The sequence below is a fragment of the Fibrobacter sp. UBA4297 genome (assembly GCF_002394865.1).
In the GTDB taxonomy this organism is placed as follows: Bacteria; Fibrobacterota; Fibrobacteria; order Fibrobacterales; family Fibrobacteraceae; genus Fibrobacter.
The window spans coordinates 129,597-144,352 of the sequence record NZ_DGUZ01000013.1 but is presented as its reverse complement, the minus strand read 5'-3'; the positions used below and the strand labels follow the sequence as shown (position 1 = coordinate 144,352).

11 protein-coding genes are annotated in these 14,756 nt (G+C 45.3%); 2 read left to right on the top strand and 9 right to left on the bottom strand.

Features of this window, described 5'->3' with window-relative positions; genetic code table 11:
• Positions 1-125 precede the first annotated feature (125 nt).
• Positions 126-422 (top strand): hypothetical protein, encoded by a 297-nt coding sequence (locus tag B3A20_RS07430; protein ID WP_290763247.1) that lies wholly within the window; start codon positions 126-128, stop codon positions 420-422.
• A 49-nt stretch (positions 423-471) separates the two neighbouring features.
• Here B3A20_RS07430 and B3A20_RS07425 read toward each other — a convergent pair whose 3' ends face one another.
• The 8 genes from B3A20_RS07425 to B3A20_RS07390 all read right to left on the bottom strand — a co-directional run bounded on the left by B3A20_RS07425 (position 472) and on the right by B3A20_RS07390 (position 11,144).
• Complete coding sequence (locus B3A20_RS07425) at positions 472-1,491, bottom strand: hypothetical protein (protein WP_290763246.1); 1,020 nt, start codon at positions 1,489-1,491, stop codon at positions 472-474.
• Positions 1,492-1,512: 21 nt separating this feature from the next.
• A complete protein-coding gene (locus B3A20_RS07420) occupies positions 1,513-2,940 on the bottom strand; it encodes a hypothetical protein (protein ID WP_290763245.1) in 1,428 nt (475 codons plus the stop codon).
• Positions 2,941-3,061: 121 nt separating this feature from the next.
• Positions 3,062-4,039 carry a hypothetical protein gene (locus B3A20_RS07415; protein ID WP_290763244.1) on the bottom strand — a complete coding sequence of 326 codons (978 nt, stop codon included), beginning with the start codon at positions 4,037-4,039 and terminating at the stop codon, positions 3,062-3,064.
• Between the two features lie 21 nt (positions 4,040-4,060).
• Complete coding sequence (locus tag B3A20_RS07410; protein WP_290763243.1) at positions 4,061-5,476, bottom strand: hypothetical protein; 1,416 nt, start codon at positions 5,474-5,476, stop codon at positions 4,061-4,063.
• Between the two features lie 20 nt (positions 5,477-5,496).
• Entirely contained in the window at positions 5,497-7,128 is a 1,632-nt protein-coding gene (locus tag B3A20_RS07405) for a glycoside hydrolase family 57 protein (protein ID WP_290763242.1), read from the bottom strand.
• Positions 7,128-8,414, bottom strand: a complete 1,287-nt coding sequence (locus tag B3A20_RS07400; protein ID WP_290763241.1) for a DUF4912 domain-containing protein — start codon at positions 8,412-8,414, stop codon at positions 7,128-7,130. The genes B3A20_RS07405 and B3A20_RS07400 overlap by 1 nt, the downstream gene beginning before the upstream one ends.
• Positions 8,415-8,436: 22 nt before the next feature.
• Positions 8,437-9,678: an OmpP1/FadL family transporter gene (locus B3A20_RS07395; RefSeq protein WP_290763240.1), complete on the bottom strand. Its 1,242-nt coding sequence runs from the start codon at positions 9,676-9,678 to the stop codon at positions 8,437-8,439.
• Positions 9,678-11,144 carry a hypothetical protein gene (locus B3A20_RS07390; RefSeq protein WP_290763238.1) on the bottom strand — a complete coding sequence of 489 codons (1,467 nt, stop codon included), beginning with the start codon at positions 11,142-11,144 and terminating at the stop codon, positions 9,678-9,680. Before B3A20_RS07390 ends, B3A20_RS07395 begins: the two co-directional genes overlap by 1 nt.
• A 415-nt stretch (positions 11,145-11,559) precedes the next feature.
• Between B3A20_RS07390 and thrC the strand changes: the two genes are divergently transcribed.
• Positions 11,560-12,900 carry a threonine synthase gene (thrC, locus tag B3A20_RS07385; protein ID WP_290763236.1) on the top strand — a complete coding sequence of 447 codons (1,341 nt, stop codon included), beginning with the start codon at positions 11,560-11,562 and terminating at the stop codon, positions 12,898-12,900.
• A 553-nt stretch (positions 12,901-13,453) separates the two neighbouring features.
• On the opposite strand, the gene B3A20_RS07380 is transcribed toward thrC, so the two are convergent.
• Positions 13,454-14,752, bottom strand: coding sequence for a hypothetical protein (locus B3A20_RS07380; protein WP_290763234.1), 1,299 nt, complete (start codon positions 14,750-14,752; stop codon positions 13,454-13,456).
• Positions 14,753-14,756 lie beyond the last annotated feature (4 nt).

Here is a 14,756-nt window from a genome sequence, read left to right as displayed (position 1 = left end):
TGACAAATGGCTCTATCTGCTGAATCACGCAAAAGACGGAAAGAAACTTCCAAGCTTTGGCAATGAAATAATACAGGACGCAATCGAACGCATCTGATGAACTTTTAGCGGCACAGGAGGCTAACATGACGACGAAGGAAGATTACGAAAGCTGGGCAATCGGACTTGTCATCAACGCCAGCGAAAAAGCTAAAGCCGAAGGCTTCGCGAAAGGTCATGATGAAGGCCTTGTTGAAGGTCGTGCAGAAGGTCGTGCAGAAGGCCGTAAAGAAGGCCGCGAAGAGGGTCGCGAACAAGAGCATCTTGAAAATCAAGCCGACACCAAAGCCGTTTTGCAAGAACTAGGCGTATCCGAAGAAAAAATCGCGGAAATGCAAACCAAGCTAGAAGCTCTCCGGCAGAAACGTCTCGCCCCAAAGTAAAAAGCAAAAGCCGCTTCTTCGGACTTATTCCGGAAGCGGTCTTTCTAAATTACATATCCCTCGATTCTGGGCCGTATTCGATTGTACCATCGTTGCGGATAATGAGGTAGTCGCAATATTCAGTCTTATAATATTTTGAACGCCATTCTGCGCAACGTTTTTCTGAGACTAGAGAATGATTGCACAAAAAATCTTCAACATATGATAAAATTCCTTTAGAAGATTTTTGAACCTTGCATTGTTTCAATCTAGTATCAGGAATAGCGTCTATTTCATTCTGAGAAACATCTAATATATTTTCTTTTTTAGAATTCCATAACGACATCCTTATTTCAGGAACAAAAACATCCCCATTATCACCCAACAAAAAATAAGGTGATCCACAGTATTCAACTCTAGAACAAAAATCTGGAGCTTCACAAAAAGCTAATGTACCAATATATTTACCAGATTTTACGATTTTATTCCAAGCATTTTCTATAGGTTCGTCAGAATCGTACCAAGATTTACCCCCTACATGTATATCTTTTTGATTCTTTATCACTGCAATATTTTCATAAATAAGTTCTTCTTGATCGCTCATCACTAAAAATTTATTAGCAATTAATAATTGACGAGTTTTTTTCCCCTCCGCACGTTCCCTAGCATTTTTTTCCAACCATTTTTCGAAAGATGGATTTTTATGGATAGCAGCAGTCATTGTCTTAAAAGACTCTACAACATCTAATAGAGATTTTTTAAACGAACTATCTGCAAACGCCATATTGAATTTAAAAATTATATTTTCAAACGGTATTTTAACTTTAGGCGTTACATAAAAAGTAAAACTTTTCCCGATATCTTCACAACGACTATCTAACCGTCTATCTGATCTTACTTTTTCAACATCAAAAAAATTTTCAAAATCCTTAAATTTCGGATCAAGCCGTGCACAAGCCATATCATCACGGATACCAGGGCAAGTTTCCACCTTTATGAGTTTATTTTCACAAGGACTAGGCATGTATTTACAAGCATAAACATCCAAAACAAGTAATAAGCAAACAACAGAACTAATTTTCTTTATCATCAAAAACACCCTCGTCAAAAATTACCAATCACCTGATTTCGGGCCATATTCGATTGAACCGTCATTACGGATGATGAGGTAGTTACAATAGCCATCTCGAAACGAATTCTTTTTCGAGTCGAACCCTTCACATCGTTCTATGCGAGCTTCGATTCTATCGAACCCTCCATATGGAATTATCGTCCCATTTTTAAGATTGAAAAAATTTTCCATTTTCGGAACAAACGCAAATGTAACGAGCACATCACCATTATCGCTTAACCAAAATTCATACTGAGGCAAATCATTATCTCGATACCGTATCGTAGCGACATACTCGCCTTTCATTCCAACATCACTCCAGATTTTTTCCCTTACCCTTGAAGTTGGCTCTACAAGAACATTGATTTCATCTTCACGAACAATGGCAATATCCTGAAAATTCATGAAAGGCCTTTTATAATCCAGCCACTTTTCAAATGATGGATTTTTACGAATGGCGATAAGAGTTCTTAAGAACAACTTAATATACACCGACGGATCATTTTCAAATGTTTCATACTTGCGAAGTCTAAAGATTATTTCTTTAAATGGAGTTTTTCCTTTAGGCGATACATAAAAAACATAACGATCATCTGCCTCATGCATTGAATCATAATACCATGTGCTTATCGCGTTAATTTTAAAGAAATCCTCAAATTTTTTGAATCTCGGATCTATTCGCGATTCCTCAAGATACACTTCCATTCCCTTATCATCTAGCACTTGGCGAAGGCTGTCTAAAACTTTATAATAAGCAACAAACGGAGAGTTTCCTTCTTGGTAAAGATTTGGACTCAGCGAATCTGGTTCAGCATTCATTCTTTTGGAATTACGTTGCATTATAGGTTTTGTACCTCCTATAAGCCATCCTTCAAATACTGTTTTTCGGGGTTTAGAAACAACCCTTCCTTCTTTTACATAGCTGCTATAACCTGATTCACATTCAAATTTTACGGTATCACTAACAAAATCTGCAAACAACGGTTCGCTGTTTTGGCTTTTGAAAGTCCGTTTTTCAGCAGATGTATTCAATACAATTTCTTGCGGGGGAATACTTACCGACACGACCCTTTGATCATCACTCTTTGTATATAAAGAGCGCGAACAAGCATTTATTTTCACGCTATCCAAATAAAGCGCTGAATCTTGAAAGCTCCAAAAAGCAGTGTAACCGCCACCATTTTCAGGACCAAAATAAGCAAATATCGGGCTATTACAAAGCCCTGTACATGCATTTATCGGTCTAAACGGCCACTCCGCATAATGTTTAGCAATGAACTCGTTAAGCGGATGCGTTAAAATACGGCACTGTTTTCCGTTAAAATAAATATGGTCCGTCCCACCTTCTTTATACGCAATCAAAGGAGTCTGATACGCAAGTACTAAACACTCAAATAAAACGACCAAGAGCGAAATTTTCTTTATCATAATTACAAATTATAAAAACTGATAAATATTACAAGGAGATTCCCCATCAAGTGGGGAATGACAGCGTAGGACAGGAGCAAATGAGTCGGGCATGATGCTTTATGTACCAAATTAAAAGATCTTACAAATCCCCTGATTTCGGACCGTATTCGATTGTACCGTCGTGGCGGATAATGAGGTAATCACAGTATTCAGTCTTATAGTATTTTGAACGCCATTCCGTGCAACGTTTTTCTGAAACTAAAGAATGATTGCACAGAAAATCTTCAACATATGATAAAATCCCTTTAGAAGATTTTTGAACCTCGCATTGTTTCAACCCATCAGCAAAACGGTCGAGTTCTTTCCAAGAAACATCTAATATATTTTCCTTTTTAGAATTCATATTCCATATTTCAGGAACGAAAACATCCCCATTATCACCTAACAAGAATTCAAGTGATCCACATCGTTCAACTTTAATCTTACGTTTAACATTACACCAACAATCCGGAGCCTTGCAAAAAGTTAACGAACCAACATATTTACCAGACATTCCTATTTCATTCCAAATATTTTCGATAGGTTCCCAAGCATAACCCTTAACGTATATACCTTCTTGATTGTCTATCACGGCAATATTTTTACAAACTAATAATGGATGAGACTCTTTTTCCTCTGCACGACGTTCCTTAGCATTTTTTTCCAACCATTTTTCGAAAGATGGATTTTTATGGATAGCAGCCGCCATTTTCTTAAAAGATTCTACAGCATCTATTGGAGATTTTTTAAACAAACTATCCGCAAAAGTCATTTCGAATTTAAAAATTATACTTTCAAGCGGTATTTTAACTTTAGGCGTTACATAAAAAGTAAAATTTTTCCCAATATCTTCACAACGACTATCAAACCGTCTATCTGATCTTACTTTTTCAACATCAAAAAAATTTTCAAAATCCTTAAATTTCGGATCAAGCCGTGCACAAGCCATATCATCACGGATACCAGGGCAAGTCTCCACCTTTATGAGTTTATTTTCACAAGGACCAGGCGTGTATTTACAAGCATAAACATCCAAAAAAAGTAATAAGCAAACGACAAAACTAATTTTCTTTATCATCAAAAACACCCTCGTCAAAACTTACTTATCCCCCGATTTCGGGCCGTATTCGATTGTACCGTCATTGCGGATAATGAGGTAATCGAAAAACAATGCATTCTTATTAGCCTCAGTTATCTTAATATTAAAATTAGGATGATTGCACGGTTTCATACGAGCAACAAGTTTTATTCCTTGCATTGCAAAAAAGGGATCCGTATTGTCAGATGCGATATTATAAAAATTTTCATTTTCAGGAACAAAAGCCCAAGTCACAAGGACATCCCCATTATCGCTTAAAATAAATTCATACTGAGGGACAGCCTCATTAATAAAGCTTAACGTTCCAACATACTCGCCATTCATGCCAACATCTTTCCAAAGAGAGTCTATATCAATTGATTCCCAAAGAACAAATAACGAATCGCGTTTTTCAAGGTAAACTTGATAGTAATTCATTAAAGGAATTTTATACCGCAACCATTTTTCGAACGAAGGATTTTTCTGCATGACCATAATCGTTTTTAAAAACAATTTGACCGCTTCAATAGGATTTTCATTATGTTTTAATCCCAAAAGAATCTCTTTAAAAGGTGTATCTCCTTTAGGTGTGACATAGAAAGAACGTCCTTCATCACTAGCATATATAGGATGACCACGATCAAAATCGACTGCATTTATATTAAATATTTTTTCAAACCATTTAAGCCTCGGATCCTCGCGTAATTGCGCAAGCCTATCCTCACTATTCATAACATCTATCGCAATACGAAGGCTATCCAAAATCTTATAATAGTTTTCAAATGGAGACGAAAACTCGCGATAGGGCTTTGGGATAGGATTTTCATCACTATTTTTATAATAAAGTTTTTCTCCATACGACAATTCTTTAGGCAACGAAATTACTTTGCCTTCTCTCACAACACTTTTATAAACGTGAGACCTTCCACAATCAAATTCAATCGTGTCGCTGACAAAATTTGCAAACAACGGTTCGCTCTTTTGAATTTTTACAGCTCGTTTTTCTGCAGATGTATTCAATACAATTTCTTGCGGAGGAATACTTACCGATACAATTGTATTGTCTTTCCCCTTTAAATAGTGAATATTGCGAATAAGAGGCACAACACGCAACTTGGAATTAATGGTCACGCTATCCAAATAAAGCGAAGAATCTCGAATGCTCCAATAAGCTAAATAGCCACCACCATCTTTGGGAATAAAATACGTGTACAAAGGAGGATTTCCGTATGCAGGGCGAGCACTTGATGGTCTAAATGGCCACTCCGCATAATGTTTGGCGATAAACTCATTGAGGGGATGAGTTACAATACGGCACTCTTTCCCGTTAAAATAAATATGGTCCGTTCCACCTTCAGCTTCTGCTCGCTCTGGAATTTCATTAGCAAGCACCGCACTCGCAAACGCAACAACCCAAAGACAAATTCTCTTTATCATACAAAGCCTACATTAGGCCATTACAAACATTCCGCAATGAACGGGAACAAATTATTCTTTTGTTCTAACTTCTTGAGCAACTTGGTATCGGGATTTGCCTTCACCGTTTCTTTATAAAGCGCACAGACATTTTCATAATGTCCGTTCAAGCGGGAACGTGCGTAATCCGCCGCCGAATTGTTATGAATCATGAACGCCCAGTCCGAAGCTTGGAACAGCACGAGTTCACGCGCCATCTGCGCAAGAAATCGTTTCATCGTCGCTGGCTTTGCGCAGTCCTTACCGCGTGCCACTCCATGAGCATTCCCAGAAGCCTTCCCTGCTACTTTAGAAATGCGCGACTTCAAATCGTCCATCATCTTACGCATTCTAAAGAACATCGGGTATTGGAAAGCGACTTCGTCATTCATCCAGACTTCACCAAAGCCGCCCTCGCCCCACGACGAGAAAATAGGCTTGTGAACGTCTTTATCCGCAGGCTCGCGAATCGAATCTTCAAGAGAAGCCATCTCGACCACGCTCGAGCTTGCCGCGCGTTCAAACATCTTCTCGATGAACAGCGGACCTTCGAACCACCAGTGTCCAAAAAGTTCCGCATCGTACGGGCAAAGAATCGAGACCTTATTGCCATCCATGTTCGGAAGCAAGCTCGACACAGTCGCTTCGCGATTGGCGACAAAAAGTCGCGCGTGGTCTTCTACCAAGCGGAGCGCATTCCACGGACGATAAATTTTCTTGTCTTCACTTCCCGTGATGCGGTAATACTTGAGGCCCGTTTCGATATGTGCACCCGCCGCCAAGAAGTAATCGCCTAGATACTCGCTTTCGCGTTCGTGAGCAATATCCTTAAAGAACTCGCGGTATTCCGGATGCCCCGGGTAACCCGTTTTGCGGCTCCAGACTTCCATGGAACTGCTCTGTTCGCGGCCCATGCAATAAAGCCCTGCCGGAGTCTTGATAGGCGAGAACACGCCATACTTCGGCGCAGGCTTTGCCAAGAGCACGCCGTGCGTTTCCAGGAAGAAATACTTGAATCCATATTCTGCAAGAATCGCATCCAAGCCTTCAAAATAGCCACACTCCGGGAGCCACAGCCCACGAGGCTTTTTGCCAAAAGCGTCCTCAAAAGCACGGACTGTAATCTTCAGCTGCAGGCGGATGGCATCAATATCGTTCTGGTACGCAGGCAAAAACGGGTGCGTCCCCACGCACGTGAGCAAGTTGATTTTTCCAATCTGCTCCAAGCGCTTTAATGCAGGGACAATTTCGCAACCGCAATCGCGCTCCCAGGTATTGATGAGCGCAAGCTGTCTGCGGTAATAAAAATCCACCACTTCCATAAGCTCGGAATTGCCCTGGAAGCGGACTTTTTCGCGTTCAATCAGTTCAAGCTGTTTGTGCAAATGCGCCGAAAAACGGGTAAGCAAAAGCTTATCCGTAAGCATCGCTAAAAGCGCCGATGAAACGCTAAAATTTAAAGTGCCCGGCACGCCCTTTTCTTCCAGACGGTTGAGCATCTGGATGATGGGCAAATACGTCTCCGCCATAGCCTCAAAAAACCAGTTCTCTTCCAAGAACCGGTCAAAAGAGGGTTCACGCACAAAAGGCAAATGAGCGTGAAGCAAAAGATGTACGCGACCAGGCTTTGCCATTATTCCGTGCGCTTCACTACGATCGGGACGATTGTCGTCGGGAAATCGCCATCCTTATCGGTCGCAAAGACTGGGATAATCTTCGTCACGTCCGGGAGGTCTTCTTCAAAGCTGAAGGTGCCATCCGGGTTGAGCGGGAACGGTTCGCCACGCACCTGCAAGTGTGCGTCCGGACGCGTGCCACCGTAGACGATCAAGCGGGTCTTCACCCACAAGAAGAAGTCCTTGCCGTAGTTCACGGAATCCTTCGGGAGTTCAAGCTTGTTGCTCTTGAGAGCGGCACTGGAAAGTGCGCCAGAGAACATGGAGCCCGAAGAGCTCGAAAGCGATTCAAGCCAGTTCTTTGCAGACATCGAAGAAAGTCCCGAGCTGCCAAAGCCACCGAGAGTTGCCCCGCCGAGGGAAGCACGGACAAATACGTTGTCCGTATTCACTTCGGAACCTTCGAGCGTGAATGTCTGCATCGGGCCTGCTTCGACGAGCGGTTCGAACTTGCCAGCGGCAACCACGCCGAGAGCTGCAGCGCAGTTCTGAGTAGCCTTGTTTTCCACATACCAGCTACGGGCGTCTGCCGGAACTTCGATATCGTGGAACTTGAGCTTCTTGTTACGCTTCACGGTCAAGTCGTTCGAGATGTCGAACAAGCGAAGCACAAGCTTACCCTTGCCCTTCTTGGCAGCCTTGATACGTTCTTCGGATACTTCCCAGAAGGCCTGCATCCAGTTCGGATCCTTTTGCATGAGCACGAGGTATTCGGCATCAAAGGATTGCGGCAAAGCTTCCGGAGCGGAAGCCTTTTTAACCGTACCGGTTGGTGAGCTTGTCGAACCATTCGGAGTTTCTACAACTTCAACATCGACCTTCTTGGCCTTCGTTGCAGCCTTCACGACCTTCTTAGCAGCGGCAACAGACTTTGCAGTCTTTTCAGAAACCTTGGCGGTCTTTGCAGCGGCCTTTGTAGCCGGCTTTTCAGCCTTTTCGGCCTTAGCCTTTACGGTCTTCTTTGCCGGAGCTGCCTTAGCAGCAACCTTTTCAACAGTTGCAGCCGGCTTTTTAGCGACAGCCTTCTTTTCGGCAGCCTTTGCTACAGTCACTTTGCTAGTCGATGCAGCAGCCTTCTTTGCCGGAGCCTTCGTAGCCTTTTCTTCGGCAGACTTTGTAGCCTTTGCGGCCGTCTTCTTTTCCGAAGCGACCTTCGTTACAGTCTTCTTTTCAGAAACCTTCGCAGAAGCCGTCTTCTTTGCAACGGTCTTCTTAACATCCTCTTCTTTCTTCTTAGTAGTCATTTCGATCTCCTTCTATTAAATCTTACTGACCACGGGTCTTGCCCCAATTACCAACACCAACCAAGCCTAGACGAATACCAATAAAGGATTCGCTCCAGTTGCGGTCGTCATCAGTCAGGCGAACCCCACCCTGAATAGCGAAATCAAGCATCGTGCCCTTACGCCCAAGCGGGAATCCGGCACCGATAGATCCACCAATTTCAGAAACATCTTCAACATACCAGTTCTTGTACCAAAGACCGGCTCTATACGTAATGCGATCCCAGTAGGAATCGTAAAAGATATCACTTCCATCACGCTGGTAGCCGACAGAAATATTAAAATCATTCTGGGTCTTTGTCACCTTGGACATGTTCCAGCTTCCCGCAGCGTTTTCAATATCATTGTCCCAAGCACGCCAAGCCACATCGGCCATCACATTATGGCGCTTGTTGAGGCGGTAGTTGACACCAGTTGCAAGCATTGCAGGGACCTTGATGCGACGAGTAAGCTTGGTCGGAGCAAGCGTATCCAACTCGCTAAATCTAAAGTTGTATTCCAGTTCGTTCTTGAGCGTGTAAGGCGTCGTAAACGAGAAGAAGTACGAAGCCATGCGGCCACGATACTGAGCGGCAAAAGTGAAATATGCCGAGTTCTTGATTTTCCAGTCGCCCGTCACATGGTCCGTAACATCGGCATCGTTTGTAGCCCAGATGTCGCCTTCGTCAACGTCGTCGTGATTAGGGCCAAGCGTGAGGTCGCGATTAAAGCTGCCCATCACAAAGTGAGCCGAGAAACCGAGAGAGACGACACGGTAGAACGGAAGCCTAATGGCATAAGACGGCACCAGTTCATAGATGGAACTCTGGTACTCGATTTCGGCGTTCCACTGTTCTTCTTCGTTTTCAATGTCCTCGCGCATCGTAGATGCGTAATGCTGCCACAGCGAAAAACCGAGCGATCCAAAATCATTCATCGGGAACGTGAGGTTCATCGACGGCAAAGAGACGGTCGTCTTCGTGAAATGAGAATTTGAACGATCTGCCGACGAGACATCGAACAGGAAGTTCAAGTTAAACGAAACCTTGGAATCAAACGCCTGACGCGCCGGGTTCACGACAGAAACACCCTCGGCATCGCCAGTCTTTGCACTACCAGCAAAGCCCCGCCCCGCCATAGCCGTGGAACCGCCTGCAATCTGCTCTTGACCGAGAGCATCAAGTCCAATCATCGACGCAAAGGAAAAACTCGAAACACAAAGTAAAGCACTGATAAACTTTTTCATTAGTCCTCCCCGCGCTTAGAGGCAAGCCACAATTTGAGTCTAGCGGGCTTATTTTTAATCGAGGTAAAATCATAGCGGGCATAGTCCACATCCGGGAACGTCATGTAAAGCGTATCCCCGGTCGCATACTTCAACGTATCGCCCGAAGCAATCACCGTCTTAATCGTATCGGTTCTTGTACTTACCCGAGCGCGGAAAACAGTATCCTTGTCCAAGACAATCGAATTGCCAAGACTCATTATCATCTTGAACGTTCTGCCGTCGTTGGCCCTGTTGATGAAATTACGCATGCCGTCCGTTACCTGCAACGAAAGCGAATCGCCTTCATGGAACACAAGATTCTGGTGACCATGTTCCTTAACAACGTCCTTGTTGAACTTGTAATAACCTTCCGTTCGACGCATCACTGTATCAGCGCTATCCAAGAAACTGCCGGCAAGAACAACCATTGGGAATTTCAATTCCTGGCTACCCTTGGAATCGTCCCTGAAGAACGTCATTTCAGCCATAACAACCGCTTGGCGCACGTCGTCACCACCTGCGTACGGGAATTCATCGCCATAGAAATCCGAGAGAGCCTTCATGATAGGCTTGGACGGGAATTCCACGATAAGAGAATCGTAGTTGCCGCCGTGCAACACAAGGCAGTCCGAGCAATCTTCGCGATTTGAGTAAATCGTTGCGGCATGCTTAGGCTTAAACATCTTTGGGAAGACTTTCTTCTTCGTTGCCACCATAAAGAACTGCGGATGGTATTTCAGGGACCATGCACCATAGAAACGGAATACATGGGCGGCCTTGGGCGCAGACAGGCGGAGCTGCAAACGGCGATTGCCCGAGTTCTTGCGGATATCGTTCACAAAAGCACTCGGCAAATCCAGAGTCATCGGGGTTTCCATAGCCAGGATAGACTCCTTTGAGACTACCGAGACCGAAATAGTGGTGTCCGTCGTCTTCTGCGGTTTCCAGGATTCCAGTTCGTAGAACCAGACGGAATCGCTAATGGATTCAATATCCTTATATTCTTTCGCACTCAGCTTTTCCGAAAGGATCCAGCTGACATTCAGTTGCAAGTCTTCTTTAATCGGGAAAAAATCCGACGGCAAATCTTTTGCACCATAGTACGAATCTAAAAGCCACAAATGCACATATGATTTTACGGAATCCGCAGAGCTCAGAGTGTCAAGGAAAGCGCTATCCAGTGCAAAATCAAATACGGCATCGAAAGACATGCCGGGCACAGTGCCCAACAATCCGCGAGTTCCGGCGTTTTCGGGGAGAGTGTCACGGGTAATTTCGACAGACAAGGGATTCAGGTCATCAACCGTCACCGTCTGGACTTTATAGCTGCTGGGCATTCCCTGATCCGAGAGCCAATTAGACAAGCCATCGTCATCCGTATCAAATAAGCAGGACGATAGGACGAACGCCATAAACGGCAATAGAATAAATTTTTTCTTTTTCACTCAGAACTCCGAGTATTACTTGTAAATAAATTTCGCCCATAATATAGCAAATTACATAGAGTCGGAAGTAGGCGGTAGGAAGTAGGAGGTGGTTAGTTGGCAGAACTTAATTGGTAGAACTTAGTCGGTAGAACTTAGTTGGCAGAACTTAGATAATTCGGAATTAGGAAGTAGGAATTAGGACTAATGCATAGGGCGAGTGAAGCAGGATTGCTTGCAAGCCTATTTCCGAGCCCAGCATTAGGTACTTGAGTAAAACGAAAGTACAATTACTTAATTTGGCGGCTTCGCCGCGATTTATACAACTCCGAACTCCAAATTCCAAAATCCTAATTGTCTTGACGACCAACGACTAATGACTAACGACCAAAGACTAAATTGCTATATTTGCCTCGTAAAATTCAAGAGGATTATTATGTCTCAGTTTAACGCTCATTTTAGAAACATCAACGGCGACGACACCTACCCGCTGACCGACGTCATTTACCGCAGCAAGGTGGACGGTAGCCTGCTCGAAGTCGAACACGACCGTGCAGCGCTCGCCAGCCGCAGCCCGGAAGAATGGAAGAAGCTCTTTGCCGAACGCCGCATGAGCTTTAAGCCCGAAGACATGAGTGGTATTTGGAGCAAGCGCGAAATGGTGCTCCCGGATATTCCGGTTGAAGACATCGTCACCATGCGCGAAGGCTGGAGCCCGCTCTTTGACGCAGCCCCGCTCGCCAAGGAACTCGGCATCGGAAGCCTCAAGGTGAAGCTCTGCGGCAACTCCCACACGGGTTCCTTCAAGGACCTCGGCATGACGGTTCTCGTAAGCCAGGTGAACCACATCATCAAGAAGGGCATCCACCCGATTGACGCTGTCGCTTGCGCTTCAACAGGCGATACTTCTGCAGCCCTCAGCGCCTACTGCGCAAAGGCAGGCATTCCTTCCATCGTGTTCCTCCCGGCCGGCAAAACCAGCACCGCACAGCTCATCCAGCCGATTTCTAACGGCAGCATCGTGCTTGCGCTCGACACCGACTTTGACGGTTGCATGAAGATCGTTCAGGAAGTCACAAAGGACAACCGCATTTACCTCGCCAACTCCATGAACAGCCTCCGCGTCGAAGGCCAGAAGACGATTTCTCCGGAAATCTGCCAGGAACTCGGTTGGACGGTGCCTGACACCGTGATTATCCCGGGTGGTAACCTCGGTAACGTGAGCGCACTTGCCAAGGGCTTCGAAGACTGCAAGGCCATGGGCCTCATCGACCGCATTCCGCGCATCATCGTTGCTCAGGCAGAAAACGCAAACCCGTTCTACCAGGCATACGAACGCGGCTTCGACAAGCTCGTTCCGGTTCAGGCAAAGAAGACTCTCGCCTCCGCTATCCAGATCGGTAACCCGGTCAGCTACCCGAAGGCAGTCCGCGCTATCCAGAAGACAAACGGCATGGTCGTAAGCGTCTCTGAAGAAGAACTCGCAAACGCAGCCCACCGCGGCGACCGCATCGGTCTCTACTGCTGCCCGCATACGGGTGTCGCTCTCGGCGCTCTCGAAAAGCTCGTTGCCGCAGGCAAGATTGCTAAGGACGAAAACGTCGTCGTCATCAGCACGGCACACGGCCTCAAGTTCACGGAATTCAAGGTCGGCTACCACGAACAGAAGCTCGAAAACATCGCAAGCAAGTACGCAAACCCGGTGTTCAAGGCTCCTGCCGAAATCGGCGCCGTCATGGACATCTTGAAGAAAGAGATGGCTGCCCGCCGTCGCTAATGCGCAAGCATTAGTCAATGGCCCTAAGCCGCCGCTAATTACTGGTTAGTCACTAGTCAATAGTCATTAGTTATTAGAGAGGTCCGCATCACATGATGCGGGCTTTTTTATTTCATAAATAGCGTGACTGATATACAATCAATAATTTAAAAGCAGTACGTTGTGAGAATAGAGCGTCGGCCACAACCTTAAAAGGCGAGCGCCGCGACCATACTTGTATGGTCATGGCTGAGCCGTAAGGTTGGCGCTTGCGCCAGGATGAAAGTGCATAAAAAAAGAGAAAGGGCTCTAGAAGAGCCCTTTCCTAAGAAGGAGAAAATATTGAGCGGTTTCCAGAACCTTGAACCTATCAGGAGGGGAGCAATGATAAAGTCGTTTCAGGATTTACCTTTCCAACCATTCTCAACACTCTAAATATACCAAAATGATAGGGGTCCGATTCTTTCGTTTTTCTTATTTCTTCACTTAATAAAATTTACCGTTCTTACCTTTTACTACCAATCATAAACTTCACTTTACAATCCGCAAAAAAGCAGCAAGAACAAAGTAAATCTTATTCTTCGCGGAAGATAATTTTGCACTTCGGAACGAAGCGGAAACCACCGCGACGATGGCGTTCAATTTCGAAATACTTCTTCACACCTTCGCTCGGATGTTCCGGATCGTCAGAGCCGTTGATATGGGCAATGACGCGGTTCAACCTGCTCTCGAAGTTCGGGCGGAGCGGATCCATGCAAATAGCCGGGTCGCGCTTGAATTCGCGGTTCTCGTATTCTTCACGGCCAGTCACAGTGTATTCGCGGAGCAAGTTGCGGAGGATTCGAGCCGGAACGTTACGCATGAGGTGCTTGCTGTTCACGGAGATGGAGTCATCGCTCTTGTAGTACACGATTGTGACGGAATCGTTCATCGCATCGAGGAGCTGTTCATGGGCCTTCTGGATCGGAGCCCAAGCTGCGAATTCCTGTTTAACGACAGAACTCATGAGCTTGAGGAACGGTTCGGAAGCATTAACGTTAGCCTTGAAGTTGAATTCAAGAACGTAAGCCGGAGCACCGTAGTAGCAATCCTTTTCGATGAGGAGCGCACCGGTCTTCGGGTCGCGGATGTCGACCAAAGAACGCACACAGCCAATGCTCTTTTCGACGTCGCTCTTCCATTCAAGGTTGTGTTCCTTAATGCAGTCTTCAAACGTGGCATGGCGGCCAACAAGTTCACCCTTGATATACACACCACCGTCATCCTTCATTTCGGCGGGAACTCTGTTTTCAAGAGCTTCAATAAACGAGGTCTGCGTGGCGAGGTAGCTAATGTGTTCATATGCAGGCGTGTTCAAGAGAAGCGGTCCGATGTTGATCATGCTACGGATCCAGCGCATGGGATTTGCAGCAAGGACACCCGGAGTCTCGAACTGGAACGTGAAGTCCACCCTGCGATTGCCGTCAATAACTTCGTTACGGAGGATACTGGCCTTAGTAAGGAACGGGTAGCGTTTCGGAATGATTTCGAGGCAGAGTTCACGAGCGTCTTCAGCAGAGTAGAACGAAGAGACAAACGGCAAGTAAGAGCGGAGAACGCTACGAGCGGGAACAGCTTCAAAAGCGGCGCAACGCTTCACGATGCGTTCGATGAATTCATCTGGATTTTCACCGCGTTCGTACAACCACGCGACGATATTGTCCATTATGAATCGGTAAGCGCTTTCATCTACGTATGAATCTTCGAAGTACAAATCATTTAGAAGTTTCACATTGAATCGCGAATCTCGTTTGACCAAGGTCAGAATGTCCTTGACCGGGTAAGACATCAGTAATTCAATGTGTGCTAGCTGAAGGAATAGATTTGAAACCATTTCA

Coding starts and splice junctions, on each gene's coding strand:
- B3A20_RS07430 (WP_290763247.1), top strand. CDS start 126: ATGACGACGAAGGAAGATTACGAAAGCTGGGCAATCGGACTTGTCATC.
- B3A20_RS07425 (WP_290763246.1), bottom strand. CDS start 1,491: ATGATAAAGAAAATTAGTTCTGTTGTTTGCTTATTACTTGTTTTGGAT.
- B3A20_RS07420 (WP_290763245.1), bottom strand. CDS start 2,940: ATGATAAAGAAAATTTCGCTCTTGGTCGTTTTATTTGAGTGTTTAGTA.
- B3A20_RS07415 (WP_290763244.1), bottom strand. CDS start 4,039: ATGATAAAGAAAATTAGTTTTGTCGTTTGCTTATTACTTTTTTTGGAT.
- B3A20_RS07410 (WP_290763243.1), bottom strand. CDS start 5,476: ATGATAAAGAGAATTTGTCTTTGGGTTGTTGCGTTTGCGAGTGCGGTG.
- B3A20_RS07405 (WP_290763242.1), bottom strand. CDS start 7,128: ATGGCAAAGCCTGGTCGCGTACATCTTTTGCTTCACGCTCATTTGCCT.
- B3A20_RS07400 (WP_290763241.1), bottom strand. CDS start 8,414: ATGACTACTAAGAAGAAAGAAGAGGATGTTAAGAAGACCGTTGCAAAG.
- B3A20_RS07395 (WP_290763240.1), bottom strand. CDS start 9,678: ATGAAAAAGTTTATCAGTGCTTTACTTTGTGTTTCGAGTTTTTCCTTT.
- thrC (WP_290763236.1), top strand. CDS start 11,560: ATGTCTCAGTTTAACGCTCATTTTAGAAACATCAACGGCGACGACACC.
- B3A20_RS07380 (WP_290763234.1), bottom strand. CDS start 14,752: ATGGTTTCAAATCTATTCCTTCAGCTAGCACACATTGAATTACTGATG.